Source organism: Corynebacterium sp., from assembly GCF_030826625.1.
Lineage (GTDB): Bacteria > Actinomycetota > Actinomycetes > Mycobacteriales > Mycobacteriaceae > Corynebacterium.
This window is the reverse complement of record NZ_JAPJNQ010000005.1, coordinates 18,391-37,882: the sequence shown is the minus strand read 5'-3', so window position 1 is coordinate 37,882 and position 19,492 is coordinate 18,391. Positions and strand designations below refer to the sequence as shown.

Annotated in this window: 15 protein-coding genes; 12 read left to right on the top strand and 3 right to left on the bottom strand. The window is 58.5% G+C overall.

What is annotated here, in order from left to right; translation table 11 throughout:
- Positions 1–2,364: YPDG domain-containing protein (locus RCH87_RS01475; RefSeq protein ID WP_306514978.1), on the top strand; the 2,364-nt coding region annotated here is incomplete at its 5' end.
- A gap of 206 nt (positions 2,365–2,570) precedes the next feature.
- Here the strand turns inward: RCH87_RS01475 and RCH87_RS01470 are convergent.
- Both RCH87_RS01470 and RCH87_RS01465 read right to left on the bottom strand, forming a co-directional pair.
- A complete protein-coding gene (locus RCH87_RS01470) occupies positions 2,571–3,374 on the bottom strand; it encodes an ABC transporter permease (RefSeq protein WP_306514977.1) in 804 nt (267 codons plus the stop codon).
- Positions 3,374–4,315 (bottom strand): ATP-binding cassette domain-containing protein, encoded by a 942-nt coding sequence (locus RCH87_RS01465; RefSeq protein WP_306514998.1) that lies wholly within the window; start codon positions 4,313–4,315, stop codon positions 3,374–3,376. Before RCH87_RS01465 ends, RCH87_RS01470 begins: the two co-directional genes overlap by 1 nt.
- A 235-nt stretch (positions 4,316–4,550) precedes the next feature.
- Here RCH87_RS01465 and RCH87_RS01460 point away from each other — a divergent pair, with 235 nt between their 5' ends.
- A complete protein-coding gene (locus RCH87_RS01460; RefSeq protein WP_306514976.1) occupies positions 4,551–5,264 on the top strand; it encodes a response regulator transcription factor in 714 nt (237 codons plus the stop codon).
- Positions 5,265–5,312: 48 nt separating this feature from the next.
- Positions 5,313–6,887 (top strand): cell wall metabolism sensor histidine kinase WalK, encoded by a 1,575-nt coding sequence (locus RCH87_RS01455; RefSeq protein ID WP_306514975.1) that lies wholly within the window; start codon positions 5,313–5,315, stop codon positions 6,885–6,887.
- 61 nt (positions 6,888–6,948) lie between these two features.
- Here RCH87_RS01455 and RCH87_RS01450 read toward each other — a convergent pair whose 3' ends face one another.
- Complete coding sequence (locus tag RCH87_RS01450; protein WP_306514974.1) at positions 6,949–7,374, bottom strand: HIT family protein; 426 nt, start codon at positions 7,372–7,374, stop codon at positions 6,949–6,951.
- 124 nt (positions 7,375–7,498) lie between these two features.
- Here RCH87_RS01450 and purD point away from each other — a divergent pair, with 124 nt between their 5' ends.
- From purD to RCH87_RS01405, 9 genes are all read left to right on the top strand, one after another.
- A complete protein-coding gene (gene purD / locus RCH87_RS01445) occupies positions 7,499–8,794 on the top strand; it encodes a phosphoribosylamine--glycine ligase (protein ID WP_306514973.1) in 1,296 nt (431 codons plus the stop codon).
- Between the two features lie 139 nt (positions 8,795–8,933).
- Positions 8,934–10,352 carry an adenylosuccinate lyase gene (gene purB, locus RCH87_RS01440; protein ID WP_306514997.1) on the top strand — a complete coding sequence of 473 codons (1,419 nt, stop codon included), beginning with the start codon at positions 8,934–8,936 and terminating at the stop codon, positions 10,350–10,352.
- Positions 10,353–10,433: 81 nt separating this feature from the next.
- Positions 10,434–11,327, top strand: coding sequence for a phosphoribosylaminoimidazolesuccinocarboxamide synthase (locus RCH87_RS01435; RefSeq protein ID WP_306514972.1), 894 nt, complete (start codon positions 10,434–10,436; stop codon positions 11,325–11,327).
- Positions 11,328–11,428: 101 nt separating this feature from the next.
- On the top strand, positions 11,429–13,645 hold the full coding sequence (locus tag RCH87_RS01430; protein WP_306514971.1) for a S9 family peptidase: 2,217 nt from the start codon (positions 11,429–11,431) through the stop codon (positions 13,643–13,645).
- Positions 13,646–13,756: 111 nt separating this feature from the next.
- The gene (locus tag RCH87_RS01425; protein WP_306514970.1) at positions 13,757–15,088 is read left to right on the top strand and encodes a glycosyltransferase family 87 protein; all 1,332 of its coding nucleotides are present in this window, start codon (positions 13,757–13,759) and stop codon (positions 15,086–15,088) included.
- 72 nt (positions 15,089–15,160) lie between these two features.
- The gene (gene purS / locus RCH87_RS01420) at positions 15,161–15,457 is read left to right on the top strand and encodes a phosphoribosylformylglycinamidine synthase subunit PurS (protein WP_306514969.1); all 297 of its coding nucleotides are present in this window, start codon (positions 15,161–15,163) and stop codon (positions 15,455–15,457) included.
- Entirely contained in the window at positions 15,457–16,137 is a 681-nt protein-coding gene (purQ, locus tag RCH87_RS01415) for a phosphoribosylformylglycinamidine synthase subunit PurQ (RefSeq protein WP_306514968.1), read from the top strand. The genes purS and purQ overlap by 1 nt, the downstream gene beginning before the upstream one ends.
- 12 nt (positions 16,138–16,149) lie before the next feature.
- On the top strand, positions 16,150–18,453 hold the full coding sequence (gene purL, locus RCH87_RS01410; RefSeq protein WP_306514967.1) for a phosphoribosylformylglycinamidine synthase subunit PurL: 2,304 nt from the start codon (positions 16,150–16,152) through the stop codon (positions 18,451–18,453).
- 125 nt (positions 18,454–18,578) lie between these two features.
- Positions 18,579–19,295, top strand: coding sequence for a hemolysin III family protein (locus tag RCH87_RS01405; RefSeq protein WP_306514996.1), 717 nt, complete (start codon positions 18,579–18,581; stop codon positions 19,293–19,295).
- Positions 19,296–19,492 lie beyond the last annotated feature (197 nt).

Here is a 19,492-nt window from a genome sequence, read left to right as displayed (position 1 = left end):
ACTGATGCTGAGGGCAACAATGTTGGTGGTCCGATTGATGCGAAGGTGACTAAGGGGGATGCTCCTTCGATTTCTGGTGATGCTACTGCTAGTGGCAATGAGGTTCCTGAGGGTAAGCCGACTAAGATTGGTCAGAAGGTAGAAAACCCTACTGCTGGTATGGGTGGGACTGTCACTGATGAAGATGGTCAGCCTATCGAGGGTGCGAAGGTAGTTGTTGATCCGGAGACTGGTGAGATCACTGTTGAGGTTCCTAAGGGAACTTTGGGTGATGGTGTTTCTGAGAAGCCTGTGAAGGTTCAGATCACTGATGCTGAGGGCAACAATGTTGGTGGTCCGATTGATGCGAAGGTGACTAAGGACATCTCTGAGGTAGTCGATCCAAATTGGAACGACACCAACCTTCCAGATGATGGTTCACGCGTAAACGTCCCTAACACCGGCGATGAGATTCCTCATGACACCGATGTTGACCTGTTGGTTGGCTATGGTGAACACAACAAGGGCGAACAAGACTGGACCGTACGCCTGGAAGAAGACGGATCAATTACCGTTATCCCAGGTGGCGATGCAGCGCCAGGGGATTCCATCGAAGTACACGTGGAACTGACCTATGCAGACGGCTCCACCGAGACTAAGACATTCACTGTCAAAGTCCCTCTAACCTTTGAAGGATTCTTCCCAGAAAATCTCGGCGAGCCAGACTATCCAAATAGTGAAGGTTCCGATCGTCCGAATACGCCTAACACAACCCACGGCGAGTTCGGTCCAATCACAGGTGAGGATTCCGGTGACATCACTGCAGGAGATGTCTTCGACCAAGCCGATCGTTTTGACCCAGAATGGAACGATACCGACACCCCTGAGGATGGTTCTGCTGTCACCGTTAACAACACCGGTGATGATTTGCCGAACGGCACCACAGTTGAACTTGGCTGGGGTCACGGAACTCACAACAAGGGCACGCAAGACTGGGATGTCGAACTGGAAGAAAATGGCGCCATCACCGTCACTCCAGGTGCTGATGCTGAACACGGTGACTCTGTCCTGGTCCAGGCGGTAATCACTTACGCCGATGGTTCAACGGAGACTAAAGAATTCATCGTTCAGGTACCAGTTTCCGGTGAAGAGTACGTACCAGGAAACTTCGGCGAGTTCGGCCCATTGTTGCAGTCCGAAGAAACCGAACTCACTGCTGAGGAAGCTTTCGGTCAAGCTGAGATGATCGAGCCTAACTGGGCTGATACCAGCACCCCTGAAGATGGCTCACCTGTCACGGTTAAGAACACCGGTGATGCGTTGCCTCACGGCACTAAGGTAGACCTCGGCTGGGGACACGGAACCCACAACAAGGGTACGCAAGACTGGGACGTTGACCTGGAAGAAAACGGCGACATCACCGTCAAGCCAGGCGCTGATGCTCAGCCAGGCGATTCCATCTTGGTTGAGGTAGAAATCACCTACCCAGATGGAACCAAAGAAACCAAGTCCTTCGTCACCCAAGTACCAGTTACTGGCGAAGAGTTCGTACCAGAAAACTTCGGAGAGCTTCCAGTACTGACTGGTGATGATAACGACGACCTCACCGCAGGTGATGTCTTCACTGAAGCACCAACGGTTAACCCAGTAAACCCAGGTGACAACATCATCACCGGTACCGGTAAACCAGGCGCCACCATCACGGTCACCGGACCTAACGGCTTCTCCACCACCACAACGGTGCACGAGAATGGCAACTGGTCTGTCGATGTCCCTGGTGGAGCAGCCCCAGAATCGCAATACATCGTTTCGCAGAACGATGGCGACAAGGCTGAATCTGACCAGGTTATCGTGACTGTCGGTAAGGGCAGCGAGACTCTGCCAAACCCAGGATCCTCCTTGGGTTCCAGCAACTTCGACATTCCACGACACCTGCAGTGTGCAGTGTTCGCCGGTGGCATGACCGCAATCCCACTGATTCTGCTCTCGCCACTGCACAACATGTACGAGCTGATGATGAACCCACACCTGGCCGGCCTGCGTGAGCAGTTCAACCGCGAAATCCACGCGATTGACCAGCAAGTGCGTCGTAGCCTGGGAGTTGAAGGACACCCAGCACTACAGGTTCTGGATCACATCAACGGCCGCGTACACCAGTTCAACCAGCAGCTGGGCCAATTCGCTCACGAAAACCGCCACATCGGCTTGGCAGCAGCTGCCATCGCCGTAGCCGGCCTGAGCTACCAGCACTGCATGAACACCCAGGCCAACCAGTCCTCCTCGGCCACTGGTTCCTCGGTCGACCTGTCCTCTTCCTCCAGCGAGCAAGAAGAATCCCGCGGAATCGTCGGCTGGTTCCAAGGACTGTTCAACCGCAACAAATAAAGCGGAAGTCCCAGCACAAAGCTAGGACAAGGTAAAACCCCGGCCTAGGCCGGGGGATACCAGACGCGTAGCCCAGGCAACCGGGCACCACGCGCGAACAATGCCCAAACCAAACGGGGCATCTAGTGTGAATGCACTCTCAACAAGTGCACATCACACCGGATGCCCCGTTTTGCCATTACCAAAGCGCCCAAAAACGCTAAAGACTACGCCTTCCTGTCATAAGCCCGCACAGCCAACGGACAAAAGACCACAAAGAACAACGCAGCGCCAATCAACACCAACGCAACCGGATTCTGCAAAGACCACACATCCGGAGTCTCCAGCGCACCATTATTGCCAAACAAATCACGCAATGCCTGCACCAGAGCAGACAACGGATTCCACTCCGCAAAAACCCGCAACGGAGTCGGCATCGTCTCCTGCGGCACAAAAGCATTAGACAAAAACGTCAACGGAAACAACGTAATAAACGTCGCCGAGTTCATCGCCTCAGGCCGCGGAACTACCAAGCCCAACGTGACCATCAACCAAGAAAACGCCCACACAAACACCAACAACAACAAATAACCCTGCAAAAAGCCCCAGAAAGACTCCGGGCGCCAACCAATCGCCAAACCAGTCAACACCATCACCAACAGAGTCAAACTAGCCAAGAAAATATCGGCCACCGTGCGGCCAAAAACCACCGCAGAACGCGCCATCGGCAACGTCTTATAACGGCTAATCAAACCGTCCTTTTTATCATTCGCGATGAAAAGACCCGAGGTAGTGGAACCGAAAATCGCCGATTGCACAAAAATGCCCGGCATCAAGAAATTCTCATAACTCGTGCCCGGCACATTGATCGCACCACCAAAAACCTGTGAAAACAACAGCACGAACATGATCGGCTGCAACACCGTGAAAACAATGATGTCCGGCGAGCGGCGCATCCGTATCAAATTACGAATCACAACAGCGCGGACATCTGCAAGCCACATCGCCGGGGTTGAATTAGTAGTAGACATTAGTTGCTTGCCCCTTTCTGGCCGGTGAGATCCAAAAAGACTTCATCCAAACTCGGCCGTGACATTCCGACATCATGCACTGCAATTTCACGTTCACGCAGATTGCCCACGACCTGCTCCAGCGCAGCCGGGCCATCGTGTACAGAAACACTCAACTCGTTGCCATCAATGGTGACGGTACCTGCGTTGGCGGCGACGTCCTCAAGCAATTGTTCGACTGCTTCATGGTCAGCGCGATCTACAGGCACCACGGAAATCCGCTGCCCGCCAACCGAAGACTTCAACTCATCCGCGCTTCCCTCAGCAATAACCTTGCCCTGATCGATCACACTAATGCGGTCAGCCAAATAGTCGGCTTCCTCCAAATACTGCGTGGTCAACAGCAAGGTTGTGCCGGAGCGCACCCGCTGCTTAATAACCTCCCACAACGACAAGCGCGCGGCAGGATCCAACCCGGTGGTCGGCTCATCGAGGAACAAGATGCGCGGGTCATTGACCAAAGAGGCCGCGAGGTCAGCGCGGCGGCGCATACCACCAGAAAAACCCTTGATCGGGCGGTTCGCTGCATGCTGCAGGTTAAAAATCTCCAGCAATTCGTCGGCACGCTTCTTCGCACCCTTATCACCAAGGTGGAACAGCCTGCCCACCAACATGAGGTTTTCGCGAGCAGTGAGCTCTTCGTCGATGGTGGCGTTTTGCCCCGATACCCCGATTCGGTTGCGCACCTCGTGGCCGTTGCGCACAACGTCCAAACCATCGATGGTCACTTCGCCGGATGTTGGCCGCGTCAACGTTGTGAGAACCTTGACGGTCGTGGTTTTGCCAGCGCCATTCGGGCCCAAAAGGCCGCGCACCGTGCCTTCAGGCACGTCCAGATTCAACCCGTCCAACGCATGGACCGTCCCGGATTTCGCTGAATATTGTTTGCGCACATCGCGCATGCGTATCAACGCATCATCAGTCGTGGATGTCATAACTGCACATTAACACCGGTAGGTGATGCCTCATATAAGTGAAACCTGATGCGCGCCTCACAGACTCTATTCAGTTCCCGGTCAGTATGGTGCAAGATGGTGGCAGTAATAATGAAAGAACAGTGAGATTTAATCTCCAGAATTAAACCTCCAGAATTAATTATGAGGCGCACCAGAATCGAGAAAGAGGTCAGTGAAAGCCATGGATGATTCCACCCATAACGATCCCGTCAAGGTTCTCGTTGTCGACGACGAGGCCAACATCGTCGAATTATTAACCGTGTCGTTGAAGTTCCAAGGCTTCGACGTCCGCAGCGCGAATTCCGGCGTCGATGCCCTACGCGTGGCCCGCGAATTCCGCCCGGACGCCTACATCCTGGACGTCATGATGCCCGGCATGGACGGCTACGAGCTGCTGCAAAAGCTGCGCGCCGAAGGCCTGGAGGGCCCGGTGCTGTATCTGACCGCGAAAGACGGTGTGGAATCGCGCATCCATGGTCTGACCATTGGTGCGGACGATTACATCACCAAACCGTTCAGTTTAGAAGAAGTAATCACCCGCCTGCGGGTCGTGCTGCGCCGCGGCAATGTACAAGAAGACGCCAGCGAAGAATCCGCAATCAGCTACGCGGACCTGACCTTGAACGATGACACCCACGAGGTCACCAAAGGCGGCGAGCTGATCGAGCTTTCACCGACCGAGTTCAACCTGCTGCGCTTTTTGATGCTCAACAAAGAAGTCGTGCTGTCTAAGGCGAAGATTCTGGACAACGTCTGGCACTACGATTTCGGCGGCGACGGCAACGTCGTCGAATCCTATATCTCTTACCTGCGCCGCAAGATTGATACCGGCGATATGCCACTGATCCACACCGTGCGCGGTGTCGGCTACGTGCTGCGCAAACCACGCTGCTAAACTGCCTGGGCTAGAATGCGGGCGAGAATGCGGGCTAGAATTACGCAAATGGCTCCGGCGCACAACACCCCCGAAGAAACGGCAAAAGCTCAACGCCGCTACTCCTACCGCACCCACCGGCCACTGCGGCTACGCACCTGGCTGGTGGTATTGACGGTGCTGGTATCGGCCTTCGGGCTGTTCGCCAGTTCGTTCGCGGTTTATTCCGTGATGCGGGGAGTTTTCTACGAGCGCGTCGACGACGACCTGGTGCAATCCATGAACGGCTGGGCACAGAACTCCGAGCTGTTTTCCGGAAATCTCTCGGCCAGCCCACCGACGGATTATGCCGTCATCCACATCTTCCCGGATGGATCATCGCGGGTGTATAACGACCGCGATACTCTGCCACAAATCAACAATCTCGTCATCGGTGATCCGCCACGCAGCGTGCCCAGCATAGAAGGGCAACAGCAAGCAGGTTGGCGGGCACTGGCTAGCCAGCGCGACGGCGTGGTCACTATCGTCGCCAAGAACCTAGAGCGCGAAGACGGCTTATTGCGGGGCTTGGCGATGCTACAGGCGGGAATCAGCCTGTTCATGTTGTTCTTCGTGGCGTTGTTGTCGTTCGCGGTGATTAGGCAGACCCTGAAGCCGTTGCAGATTGTGGAACGCACCGCCAGCGATATTGCCGAAGGTGATCTGGACCGGCGTGTGCCGCAATGGCCACTGAACACTGAAGTTGGCCAGCTCTCTGCTGCGCTGAACACGATGCTGGAGCGGCTACAAGAATCGATCGAAACCGCGCAATCAAAAGAAGCACAAATGCGCCGCTTCGTCGGGGATGCCTCACACGAATTACGCACCCCGTTGACTTCCTTGCGCGGTTATGTCGAGCTCTACCGATCCGGGGCCACCGATGATGTCGACCATGTTTTTGACACCATTGATGTGGAATCCGGCCGAATGAAACTGCTGGTGGAAGACTTACTCGCGCTGACCCGCGCCGAAGGCTCCCGGCTGGATAAACGCACCGTCGATGTACTGGAGCTTTCGATCGCAGTGGTGGGATCGGCACGGGCGGCGTATCCAGATCGCATCATCCGCGTGGAAAATAAAACCCCAGGCATTCCCGTGGTCTCTGGTGACCCTGACCGCCTGCACCAAGTGCTGCTGAACCTGATCACCAACGGTTTGAACCACGGCGGCCCGGAGGCCTCGGTGACGGTGACGCTGCGCCAGGAAATCCTTGCTGAAGATCCTAGCGCTAGCGCTGGGACTGGGGGTGGCGCTGGTTCGGGCATGGGATCGGGTGCTAGCGCTGGCACTGGGACACGCACAGTCGAGGAGAACAACGGAAAGGCCGATTACATCTGCATTGATGTGACTGACGACGGCCGCGGCATGGACAAAGAAGTAGCCGGGCTGATCTTCGAGCGCTTCTACCGGGAAGACCCCTCACGCGCCCGAGGTGCCGGTGGTGGTTCTGGGCTGGGGCTGGCGATCGTGAAATCGCTCGTCGACCAGCACGATGGCGAAATCACCGTTGAAAGTGCTCCGGGCGAAGGCTCAACCTTCACGGTGCGCATCCCAGCGCTAGAGCAGCCGTCGACAAGCAACGAAGAAAGCTTCGAAGACTCCTAAGCCCGCCCCGGCAGGCGCCCACCCTGGCTGGCCCGGACACCCGGCCCGCAGGCTGCCTAAGCTAAATCTTGTTGCCCTCGGCGTCGGTGCCCAACTGTGCGCGCAACTTCTCGGCGGCCTCATCCATCTTCGCGTCATCGGTTTGATCCGCCGGGGTGACATTCGCGAAATTGAAATCATCCATGCTGTGAGCAGGGAAGACGTGGATGTGCGCGTGCGGGACCTCAAAACCAGCGATGACATTACCTGCACGCGGGGCATCGAAAGCCCCGACCACGGCATTACCGACCTCGAAGGCAACCGCATTGAGACGGGCCCACAGCTCGGGGGCGATATCGGTCCACTTATCGACTTCCTCAACCGGCACCACCAGCACGTGGCCATAGGCGAGCGGCTCAATGCTCAAAAACGCCACCACATCTGAGCTGCGGTAGACGAAGCGGCCAGGAAGTTCACCATTGATAACTTTGCTAAATACTGTGCTCATGCCACCACATTACCGGGGCCGGTACATGAGCGGGGCTCTCATGCCACCAGGATCGTCGCACGCGCTACCAGGATCGTCGCAGCAAACGCGTGCACATATAGGGTGCGCATATAGGATATAAGCCATGCGTATTCTCGTACTCGGAACTGGCGGCCGCGAACACGCCCTGCTGCAGGGCCTTTCCCGCGATAGCCGCAAAGAAAGTGCCCAGGACACCGCCCACGAACTGCACGTATGCCCAGGAAACCCAGGAATGGAAACCCTGGCCACCCGGCATACCGATGCAGGCAGCGCCGACGATGCCGCAGCCATGGTGGCGCTGGCGCAAAAACTCGACGCAGAGCTCGTGGTTATCGGCCCCGAAGCCCCGCTGGTGGCAGGCGTCGCCGATGCGCTGCGCGAGACCGGGTTCGCCGTATTTGGCCCGAACAAAGACGCCGCGCGCATCGAAGGCTCGAAGGCGTTTGCCAAGGACGTGATGGCCGCCGCCGGTGTGGCCACCGCGCGTGCCGAGCAGCTTCAACCCGGTGCTAGCGAGGAAGAAATCGCGGCAGTACTGGAGAACTTCGGCCCGAATTACGTCGTCAAAGATGACGGCCTGGCTGGCGGCAAAGGTGTGGTGGTGACCCAGGATTACGACGAAGCCGTCGCACACATCCACGCCGTGCACGAGGGCGGAAACCCAGTGTTGCTGGAATCGTTCTTGTCCGGCCCGGAAATCTCGCTGTTTTGCCTGGTTGACGGCGAAGACGTGGTGCCGCTGTTGCCGGCGCAAGACCACAAGCGCGCCTATGACGACGACGAAGGCCCGAACACCGGCGGTATGGGTGCCTACACCCCGTTGCCGTGGCTGCCAGAAGATGGCGTGCAGCGCATCGTCGATGAAGTCTGCCGCCCGGTAGCCAAAGAACTCGCTGCGCGCGGCTGCGCTTATTCCGGCCTGCTGTATGCCGGTTTGGCCTGGGGCGAAGACGGCCCGGCGGTGGTGGAATTCAACTGCCGATTCGGCGACCCAGAAACCCAGGCGGTGCTTTCGCTGCTGCAGTCTCCACTCGCACCAGCGTTGGCAGCCTGTGCGAATGGCACGCTCGGCGAGCTTGCGCCGCTGGAGTGGGAAGACGGCTCGGCAGTCACCGTCGTGCTGGCCGCGCAGGGCTACCCAGCCAGCCCGCGCAAGGGCGATCGGATTGCCTCGGAGGATCTGGAAAACCCAGAAAAGATCCTGCATGGCGGTACCAGCCGCGAAGCTGGCGAGTACTATTCCAACGGCGGGCGTGTGCTGAATGTGATCGGCAAGGGCGCCGATTTGGATGCTGCGCGGGAGGCGGCTTACCAGACCATCGGTGGCATTCAGATGGCCGGTGGCTTCTACCGCCGCGATATTGGTGCTAAAGCCGCACGCGGCGAGATCAGCATTTAGCTGGCGACTAGAGCCGACCTGCACGCGGCGGCTGGCTGCCGTCGACAAGCATAAGAGGTAGCTAATGCGGGGGGCTGCCGACAAGCGTTGTCGCCACAGTGAAATTCGTGTGATAATACACTGTGTGACGCAACAAAAAATGCCGATGAGCAATGTCCTCGCTTCCCGTTATGGCTCCGCAGACCTGGTGAATCTGTGGAGCCCACACAACAAGGTGATCTATGAACGTCAGCTGTGGATCGCCGTGATGCGTGCCCAGCGCTCGTTGGGCATCGATATTCCCGCAGACATCATCGCGGATTACGAAAAAGTCATTGACCAGGTTGATCTGGAATCCATTGCGCAGCGCGAGCGCTCCACCCGCCACGATGTGAAGGCCCGGATTGAAGAATTCAATGCGCTGGCCGGCCACGAGCACATCCACAAAGGAATGACCTCGCGTGATCTCACCGAGAACGTCGAGCAGCTACAGATTTATAGCTCGTTGCAGATCATCCGCGATAAAGCCATCGCGGTGGTTTCCCGGGTCAGTGAGCACGCCGCGAATTACCAGTCGCTGGTGATGGCCGGGCGTTCCCACAACGTTGCCGCCCAAGCCACCACGCTGGGCAAGCGCTTCGCCAGCGCCGCCGAAGAGATCCTGTTGGCGATTGATCGCATCAACGAGTTGCTCACCCGCTATCCGCTGCGCGGAATCAAAGGGCCGATGGGCACCAGCCAGGACATGCTGGATCTGCTGGGCGGTTCGCACGATAAGCTCGCCAGCCTGGAAACCGAAATTGCTGATTACCTGGGCTTTGCGCACCTGTTCCACTCCGTCGGGCAGGTCTACCCGCGCAGCCTGGACTTTGATGCCGTGTCCGCGCTGGTGCAGCTAGGTGCGGGGCCGTCCTCGCTGGCATCGACCATCCGCCTGATGGCGGGCAACGAGATCGTCACCGAAGGTTTCAAAGAAGGCCAGGTTGGTTCTTCGGCCATGCCGCACAAGATGAACGCGCGCTCCTGCGAGCGAGTATCCGGCCTGCAGGTGGTGTTGCGCGGCTACCTGACGATGGTTAGCGACCTGGCCGGCACGCAGTGGAACGAAGGCGATGTGTCCTGTTCCGTGGTGCGCCGCGTTGCGTTGCCAGATGCTTTCTTCGCCATCGACGGCATGATCGAGACTTTCCTGACGGTGCTGGAAGAATTCGGTGCTTTCCCCGCGATGATCGACCGCGAGCTCGAGCGCTACCTGCCATTTTTGGCCACCACGCGCATCCTCATGGCCGCGGTGCGCGCCGGGGTGGGCCGCGAGACTGCCCACGAGATCATTAAGAAACACGCCGTGGCCGTCGCGTTGAATATGCGTGAAAACGGTGCAGACCAGGACTTGGTCGAGCGCTTGGCTGCCGACGACGCTTTGCCGTTGAGCCAGCAGGACCTGGAAGCCGCACTGGGGGATAAGCACGCCTTCATCGGTGCTGCTGAATCCCAGGTGAAACGCGTGCTCGCGCGGGTCAGTGCACTGCGCAGTGAGCACCCCGATGCCGCCAACTACCGCCCCGGCGAGATTCTCTAAAGCTGCCAGCGGCGGAGGTGCTCGCACCCGCCGCAGTAAGTCTCTCGCACCCAACCGTTGAAGAAAGGCCCCGCTGTACCCATGCGCCCTGAACTTTCTGCCTACACCCCAATCGCGACTGGCAAGGTGCGCGATATTTACCGCATCGACGATGCCACGCTGCTGATTGTCGCCTCTGATCGCATCTCGGCCTATGATTACGCCCTGGAACCAGCCATCCCGGATAAAGGCCGCGTGCTCACCGCGATCTCGGCGTACTTCTTCGACGAGCTGGCTTCCCGCATGGGCGTGCGTAACCACCTGGCGGGCCCGCTTGACGACGAGCGCATCCCGGAATCTGTGCTCGGCCGCGCGATGGTCTGCCACGAGCTAGAGATGCTGCCCTTCGAATGCGTCGCCCGTGGTTACCTGACCGGTTCCGGTTTGAAGGAATACAAGCGCTCCGGCGAGGTCTGCGGGGTAGAGCTTCCCGACGGTCTGGTAGAGGCCTCCAAGCTAGAAACCCCGATTTTCACCCCGGCAACGAAAGCCGAGCAGGGCGAGCACGACGAAAACGTCAGCTTTGACGTGATTGCTGCGTCGCTGGGCGACGAGCGCGCGGAGCAACTGTGCCGCGCCACCGTAGAGATTTTCGCTTGTGCGCAGGAATTGGCAGCGCAGCGCGGCATAATCTTGGCGGATACCAAATTCGAATTCGGCCTGGATGCCGACGGTGAACTGGTGCTGGGCGATGAAGTGCTTACCCCGGATTCCTCCCGCTACTGGCCTGCGGATTCCTACGCCGAAGGCAAGGTGCAACCCAGCTTCGATAAGCAATACGTGCGTAACTGGTTGACCAGCGATGCTTCCGGATGGGATGGCGAATCGATCCCGCCGCAGCTGCCAGATGATGTCGTCGCTGCCACCCGCGCCCGCTATATCGAGGCCTATGAGCGCCTGAGTGGTGCGAAGTTCAGCGAGTGGTTGGGAAACTAAGCTAGCTCGAGCTAACTCGCGCCTCAGCCGGTCAGTGCACGTCGCACCAGCGCACCTGGTTAAACGTCGGGTGTGCTGTGGAGGCAGTATCATGTTGCGGTATGGATAACACTGGTTCCCGTACTCCGTACACCCCAGCGCCGGCACAAGCCCCGGTTGCCGCGAAACACCCGGTGACGCGCAGCTTCCACGGCCACGACTTCACCGATAACTACGAGTGGTTGCGTGAGAAAGAAGCAGAAGAAACGCTTGCTTATCTCAAAGCAGAAAACGCTTATACCCAGGCGCAGACCGAACACTTGACCGGCCTGCGGGATAATATCTATTCCGAGATCACCTCGCGCATCAAACAAACTGATATGTCCGTGCCCACCCGCGCGGGCGATTATTGGTACTACGGGCGCACCGAAGAGGGCAAAGATTACGGCTATTCCTGCCGCATCCCCGTCGAAGAAGGCACCGACCCGTGGACGCCACCCGCGATCCCAGAAGACGGGCCCGTCGACGGCGAAGAAATCCTGCTAGACCTCAACGCGTTGGCCGAAGGCCACGAGTTTTTCTCCCTCGGCGCTTCGACGGTGACTACCAGCGGGCGCTATTTGGCGTATTCGGTGGACACCGCCGGCGACGAGCGCTTTCACCTTTATGTCAAAGACCTGCAGACCGGCGAATACCTTGCCGACGAACTCACCGGAATCTTTTACGGCGCCAGCTGGGTAGGAGAGGAATACATCTTCTACCAGCGCGTCGATGAAGCTTGGCGCCCCGATACCGTCTGGCGCCACCGCATCGGCACCCCGCAATCGGAAGACGTGCTGGTGTTTCAGGAAAAAGACGAGCGCTACAACGTTGGCGTCGGAGCCACGCGTTCCGAGAAATACCTGATGATCATCACTTCCTCGAAGATCACCTCGGAAGTCTGGGTTTTGGACTACAACAACCCCGAGGGTGAATTTGAATGCTTGTGGCAGCGCGAGCCGGGCGTGGAATACGAAGTCGATCATGCGATCGTCGCCGGGCAGGACTACTGGATCGTCACACACAACACCGCGGGCGCGAACTTCGCGGTTTCCCCGGTGCCGGTGCCGGAAGACTGTGGTGTTGGTAACGGAAACGCTGCGGGTGCGGCGTCGACAAACAACCTGCCTGCTTTACGCGACTTGCCGTTTTTGGTTGCCCATGACGATGAAACCCGCATCGAAGACGTCGATGCTTACCGCGACTTCCTGGTGCTTTCCTACCGCAAAGGCGCCATCCCGCGCGCGGCGATCATGATGCTGGACGCAATCACCGACGCCAGCGGCGATTGGGGCAGTTTTGAAGAAATCGAATTCACCGAAGAGCTCTATACCGTCGGTGTCGCCGGAAACCCAGAATGGGATGCGCCGGTGATCCGCTTGGGCTACACCTCGTTCATTCAACCAAGCCACCTGTACGATTATCGCCCCGCAACCGGCGTGTTTACGCTGCTGAAGCGTCAAGAAGTGCTCGGCGGTTACGAGGCCAGCAACTACACCGCCTATCGTTTGTGGACCACCGCGCGGGATGGCACGCAGATTCCGGTATCCGTGATCCACCACGCCGACCTGGATACCTCCACGCCGACGCCGACCTTGTTGTATGGCTATGGCTCCTATGAGGCCAGCATGGACCCAGGATTTTCGGTCTCGCGGCTCTCGCTGCTGGATCGCGGCATGATCTTCGCCATCGCGCACGTGCGCGGCGGGGGAGAGATGGGCCGTGGCTGGTACGACGACGGCAAGATGGACAAGAAGAAAAACACCTTCTTTGACTTCATCGACGTGGCCGACGATCTGGTGGCCCGTGGGCTCTCCGCACCGGAGACGATGGTCGCTGAAGGAGGTTCGGCCGGTGGCATGCTGATGGGTGCTATCGCGAACATGGCACCGGATCGCTTCGCGGGTATCGCGGCGATCGTGCCATTCGTCGACCCGCTGACCTCCATGCTGAAACCAGAGCTGCCACTGACGGTGATCGAATGGGACGAGTGGGGCGATCCCTTCCATGACCCCGACTACTACGACTACATGGCCTCCTACGCGCCGTACGAGAACATCACTGACCAGCACTACCCGGACATCTTGGCGGTGACCTCGCTGAACGACACCCGTGTGCTGTACGTCGAGCCTGCCAAATGGATCGCGAAGCTGCGCGATACTGCCGGTGGCGGCGAGTTTTTGTTGCAGACTGAGATGGCTGCCGGCCACGGTGGCGTATCTGGTCGTTACGGCAAGTGGAAGCAGACTGCCTTCGAATACGCGTGGACGATCAACAAGGCGACGGGGATTACGGAATAAAAACCTCCGGTGGCCGAATAGCTCGGTGGGGTAGGAGTGACTGCTGAGGGGTTCGCTGAGGCGTGAGTGGCTGCTGAGTATTTATGTGAAAGCTGATAACTTAGTGACATCATGACTACATCAGCCTCCACGAGAGTCTCCACGAGCTCCCCACGGCGGGCCCGCCATCGGAAGCCCGAATTTGCGACGGATTCTTCGGCCATCGTGCGCTGGTATCACCACGTCACCGGGTTACTTTTCGGCGCGGTCGTTACGCTCCTGGTGCGTGGGGCACAAAACCCAGGCGACCTCGGCTCACTGTGGATCGCTGGTTTGCTGGTGGGGAAAGGCGACACCGAAAACCTCTACGCCATCCACGAATCTGACTTCGCCCTCATCACGGGCGAAGCCTGGATCAACACCTACGAACAATCCGATGTTTCAACCTACCCGCACCCATTCGTGCACACCCCGTTTGTTGCCCAGGTGATGTCCTGGCTTACCAAGCTGTTGAGCTTTGATTCTGCGGTATTTTGGATCACCGTTTTGTCCGGTTGGGCCCTAGTAGTACTCATTGTGTCAGCGTGGCGGTTCTGGTTCGAAGATGAAATCCCGCCAGGGTATTTGGCCTTAGGCCTTGTATTGGGCTGGGTAGCCACGTCTTTTCAATCTTCTCTGTATCTGGGGCAAACCACTCCGTTTATTTTCGCTGGGGTGGCCTATGGACTCGCAGCAGCACGCATACACCCGGTTCGCGCCGGGCTGACTCTCGGCGCGGTAGCCGTCGTCAAGCTCACTCCGGTGGTGCTGGTTATCATCTGCTTGTTTTTCCCCCGCGCACGCAAAGCCGGGGTGGCCGGGCTGCTTTTTGGTATTACTGCGGTGGTGGTTTCCATTGTTTCCCTGGGCTTTGCCACGTTCCGCACCTGGGTGGAAACCCTGCAAGAACTCAACGCTGCGGCATTAGTCGCGCCCGTTAATGGTGCTTTTTCCTCCCTGATTAATGTTGGCGCCGTGGAGGACCCCGACGCCCTGGTTTCCATCGTGGAAGATCCACCGTTGGTCACCAGCTTGGTGCCGCGCTTGCTGGCGTTAGCTTTGATCGCCGTGGTGGTCTGCATCGCTTGGCGCTCGAGCGAACCGTGGAAGCTCACCACAGTGGGAATTTTTAGCACGCTCACCGCCACCAGCGGCATCCTGTGGGACCACTACGTTTTGTTGATCGTACTGCCCTTATTAGGCGTTTTAGCCCGTGGCCAAGGTTGGGTGCTGTATTCAACTCCCGTCTGTGCACTGTTTGCCTTCCCGCCCCTGGCAGCCTGGGAATCCGACCGCTGGTTACCCTGGGCGGCGTTCACCGCGCTGGTGGGCTCTGTGGTTGCGCTATGCCTGGCAGAGTTTTTGCGCGACGAACCCCGGCCAGAACGCAAGCCCGTGCATTTATCTTTTAGACATTCACGCTAGACTGGCAACGAAAACGGTGGCATGCCCACATGCCGTGGCACGCCCACACTCCGAGTCGCTAAAGGAAGTGCAATGCCCAGAGTCGTAGTCAATGTCATGCCCAAACCCGAAATTCTCGACCCACAAGGCAAAGCAGTATTGCAAGCCCTGGGTCGCATCGGCGTCACGGGTGCTAGCCAGGTGCGTCAGGGCAAGCGTTTCGAGCTCGATGTCGACGAGACAGTCACCGAAACCGAAATCCAGGCGGTAGCGGAAAAGCTGCTGGCTAACACGGTGATTGAGGATTTCGAGATCGTTATCGAAGAGCGCGATGCCGAAGCTGCCAGCGCCGAAGTTGCCTCCGCCGCTGCTGACCGGGGTGAGCGTTAATGAGCCTAACCATCGGTGTCATTACCTTTCCAGGTTCGCTTGATGACGTCGACGCTGCCCGCGCTGCCCGCCTGGCCGGTGCCAACGTGGTCGAGCTGTGGCACGACGACAATGACCTGCACAACGTCGATGGCGTGATCGTTCCCGGTGGCTTCAGCTACGGCGACTACCTGCGCTCTGGTGCGATTTCTGCCCTGTCACCAGTCATGCAAGCCGTCATCCCGGCAGCTCGCGAAGGCATGCCGACGCTTGGCATCTGCAACGGTTTTCAGATCCTCACTGAATCTGGTCTGCTACCAGGTGCGCTGACCCGCAACCAGCACCTGCACTTCCACTGTGTGGATACCTACCTGGAAGTCGTCAACGCCAACACTGCCTGGACCAGCGAATACGAACAGGGCGAGAAGATTTTGATTCCCGCCAAGCACGGGGAAGGCCGCTTCCAGGCTGATGCCGCCACCATCGCGGAACTCGAAGAGCAAGGCCGCGTGGTTTTCCGCTACACAGACAATTTCAACGGCTCGATCAATGCCATCGCCGGCATCACCAACGAGGCCGGAAACGTCGTCGGCCTGATGCCGCACCCGGAGCATGCCGTAGAAGCCTTGACTGGGCCTTCTGTCGACGGCCTGGGCATTTTCCGTTCCGCACTCAATGCTTTGAGCACCGAGAAGCTCTAAGGAGAGACACCCATGGCCCATGTCGCCAACGGCGCCGCTAACAAAGTCGTCAACGATACCGTCGAACAAGCCCAGCAAAACCCCGAACAGGAACAGCCTTATGCTGCGCTGGGTTTGAAAGACGACGAATACGCGCGCATCAAAGAAATCCTCGGCCGTCGCCCGACTGATGCCGAGCTCACCATGTACTCCGTGATGTGGTCGGAGCACTGCTCGTATAAATCCTCCAAGGCGCACCTGCGCTACTTCGGCGAGACGATGACCGAGCAGATGGCAGAAAAGATCCTCGCCGGCATCGGTGAAAATGCTGGTGTCGTCGATGTCGGTGATGGCAACGCGGTGACTTTCCGCGTGGAATCGCACAACCACCCTTCCTACGTTGAGCCTTATCAGGGCGCTGCCACGGGTGTGGGCGGCATCGTCCGCGACATCATGGCGATGGGTGCACGTCCAATCGCGGTGATGGACCAGCTGCGCTTCGGTCCGGCGGAGGCGCCGGATACCTCCCGTGTGTTGCCCGGAGTGGTGCACGGCATCGGCGGATACGGTAACTCGCTGGGCTTGCCAAACATCGGCGGCGAGACCGTTTTCGATGAATCCTATGCGGCTAACCCACTGGTCAACGCGCTGTGCGTCGGCAAGCTGAAAGTCGAAGACCTGAAACTCGCCTTTGCCTCGGGCAAGGGCAACAAAGTGATGCTGTTCGGTTCCCGCACCGGATTGGACGGTATCGGTGGTGTCTCCGTGCTGGCCTCGGAGTCTTTCGACGAAGGCGCAGAGCGCAAGCTGCCCGCTGTGCAGGTGGGCGACCCGTTTGCCGAAAAGGTTCTGATTGAATGCTGTCTGGAGCTTTATCACGCCGGAACCGTCGTGGGTATCCAGGACTTGGGCGGTGCTGGCTTGGCCTGTGCCACCTCTGAGCTGGCTGCTGCTGGTGATGGCGGCATGGAAGTCAACCTGGATGCGGTGCCGCTGCGTGCAGAAAACATGACTGCTGCAGAGATTTTGGCATCGGAATCCCAGGAGCGCATGTGTGCCGTCGTGGCGCCAGAAAACGTCGATCGCTTCCGCGAAATCTGTGCGAAGTGGGACGTGACCTGCGCGGAAATCGGTGAGGTCGTCGATGGCAAGCACCTGGTGATCCGCCACAACGGCGAGATCGTCGTCGATGCGCCGGCCTACACCATGGCCGATGAAGGCCCGGTTTACGAGCGCCCGTACGCCCGCCCAGAATGGCAGGATGAGCTGCAGCAGTTCGGCGGCGTCGACAAGCCCACCGGCGCGCAGCTGTTGGAAGGCTGGAAGAAGATGCTGGCCTCACCGGCACTGTGCTCGCGCGATTTCATCACCGAGCAATATGACCGCTACGTGCGCGGCAACACCGTCGATGCGCTGCACTCGGATGCCGGCGTGCTGCGGATCGACGAAGAAACCCACCGTGGCGTGGCTGTTTCTGCAGACTGCTCTGGCCGCTACACCAAACTGGACCCGAACATGGGTGCGCGCCTGGCTCTGGCGGAGGCCTACCGCAACGTCGTCGCCAAGGGTGCGAGCCCAGTGGCGATCACCAACTGCCTGAACTTTGGCTCGCCGGAAAACACCGACGTCATGTGGCAATTCCGCGAAGCCGTGCATGGGCTTGCCGACGGCGCGGTGGAGCTGAAGCTGCCGGTTTCTGGCGGAAACGTCTCGTTCTACAACCAGACTGGCGAGGAGCCAATCTTGCCGACGCCCGTCGTCGGCGTGCTGGGTGTATTTGATGACGTGCGCAAGTCCGTTGGGCACCGTCCGGAGGCTGAACAAAAGCTGGTTCTGTTGGGCGAGACCAAGGAAGAATTCGGCGGTTCGATCTGGCAACAGGTTACGGGCGCTGGTTTGAATGGTCTGCCGCCGCAGGTGGACCTGGCCAACGAAGAGCGCCTGGGTGCGGTTATGAGCAACGCAGAAGCTGCCGGTATTACCGCAGCCCACGACCTTTCCGAAGGCGGGCTGGGGCAAACGCTGGCAGAGATGTGCTTTGACGGCAATGTCGGTGCCACGGTGGATCTGTCCGCTGTGCACGCCGATGCTGCCACCGCGCTGTTTTCTGAATCGGCCTCGCGCATCTTGGTGGCCACCAACGACGTTGCCGCTACCTTGGAAGCCGCGCAGAAAGCTGGCGTTCCTGCCACAGAGATCGGGCAGACCACCGCGGAGCAAACGCTCAAAGTCGCCGAGGATATTTCGGTATCGGTCGACGAGCTGCGCACCGTGTGGGCTGCCACGCTGCCTGGCCTCTTCGGAAACGCCACGGGAGCGAACTCAGTCATCGACTAGAGCAAACCTAGTCTTCGACCGCGCAAGCGCGTCGTTCCCGGCTGTAACCCCGCCACGGATTGTGTTGTGCAGCGATCGCACAAACTTTCCGCGGCGGGATTTTTCAATCTAAAATAAGGGGCGTGATGAACAACGCCTCTTCTGTTGCACGATCGGCTGACGGGGACCGACTGGTCCAGCGCAGTTTTTTCATGGTTGATCGCGGCCCCCGTCCGGTCACTCGCGGCTGGTTCCACACCGTCGCGGCTATCCTTATGCTGGCGGCCGCCAGTGTTCTCACCACGTTTTCTTGGATGCGCCTGGAATGGTGGGAAGCGATCGGTGTGACCGTGTATGGCTGCGGCCTGATCGCACTGTTTGCAGTTTCTGCGCTCTACCACCGTATTCCATGGGGCAGGCAGAAAACCGTGCAGGCCTGGCGTCGCGCTGATCACGCCATGATCGCGGTGTTCATTGCCTCGACCTACACCCCGTTTTGTTTGATCGTGCTGCCAGAAGCCTGGTGGCTGTTAGCCATCGTTTGGGGCGGTGCGATAACCAGTGCGGTGATGAAATTCTTGTGGCTTTCGCGCCCACGCTGGGTGGATGTCGCCATTTACATCACCTTGGGCTGGCTGATCGTGCCGCTGATCTCGCAACTCTGGACCAACGCCGGGCCAGCCGTGGTGTGGCTGTTGCTGGCAGGCGGCATCGTCTACACCGTTGGCGCGGTGGCTTATGGTCTGAAATGGCCGGGCCGGAACGCGCGGATTTATGGCTATCACGAACACTTCCACACCGCGACGATTATCGCCGCGATCTTCCACTTGGTGGCAGTGTGGATCATCGTCGCCAGTGCTTAGCCTACAATTCGCCAGTGCGTAGCGCACATTTTGAAGTAATTGCTCCGGATTGCTAATGTTCTTGATATAAACACAGCCTCCACCTCATGCATTAGCAAGACCATGCATGTTGGGGCTGTTTTCTTTTTCGGGTTAAACGACAAAAGTGTGTCTGGTCGGGGTGTCGACCAGAATATTGTGTCTTTTTTACAAATAGG

Coding starts and splice junctions, on each gene's coding strand:
- purQ (WP_306514968.1), top strand. CDS start 15,457: ATGAGCCTAACCATCGGTGTCATTACCTTTCCAGGTTCGCTTGATGAC.
- purD (WP_306514973.1), top strand. CDS start 7,499: ATGCGTATTCTCGTACTCGGAACTGGCGGCCGCGAACACGCCCTGCTG.
- purB (WP_306514997.1), top strand. CDS start 8,934: ATGCCGATGAGCAATGTCCTCGCTTCCCGTTATGGCTCCGCAGACCTG.
- RCH87_RS01405 (WP_306514996.1), top strand. CDS start 18,579: ATGAACAACGCCTCTTCTGTTGCACGATCGGCTGACGGGGACCGACTG.
- purL (WP_306514967.1), top strand. CDS start 16,150: ATGGCCCATGTCGCCAACGGCGCCGCTAACAAAGTCGTCAACGATACC.
- RCH87_RS01430 (WP_306514971.1), top strand. CDS start 11,429: ATGGATAACACTGGTTCCCGTACTCCGTACACCCCAGCGCCGGCACAA.
- RCH87_RS01435 (WP_306514972.1), top strand. CDS start 10,434: ATGCGCCCTGAACTTTCTGCCTACACCCCAATCGCGACTGGCAAGGTG.
- RCH87_RS01455 (WP_306514975.1), top strand. CDS start 5,313: ATGGCTCCGGCGCACAACACCCCCGAAGAAACGGCAAAAGCTCAACGC.
- RCH87_RS01425 (WP_306514970.1), top strand. CDS start 13,757: ATGACTACATCAGCCTCCACGAGAGTCTCCACGAGCTCCCCACGGCGG.
- RCH87_RS01470 (WP_306514977.1), bottom strand. CDS start 3,374: ATGTCTACTACTAATTCAACCCCGGCGATGTGGCTTGCAGATGTCCGC.
- RCH87_RS01450 (WP_306514974.1), bottom strand. CDS start 7,374: ATGAGCACAGTATTTAGCAAAGTTATCAATGGTGAACTTCCTGGCCGC.
- purS (WP_306514969.1), top strand. CDS start 15,161: ATGCCCAGAGTCGTAGTCAATGTCATGCCCAAACCCGAAATTCTCGAC.
- RCH87_RS01465 (WP_306514998.1), bottom strand. CDS start 4,315: ATGCGCGATGTGCGCAAACAATATTCAGCGAAATCCGGGACGGTCCAT.
- RCH87_RS01460 (WP_306514976.1), top strand. CDS start 4,551: ATGGATGATTCCACCCATAACGATCCCGTCAAGGTTCTCGTTGTCGAC.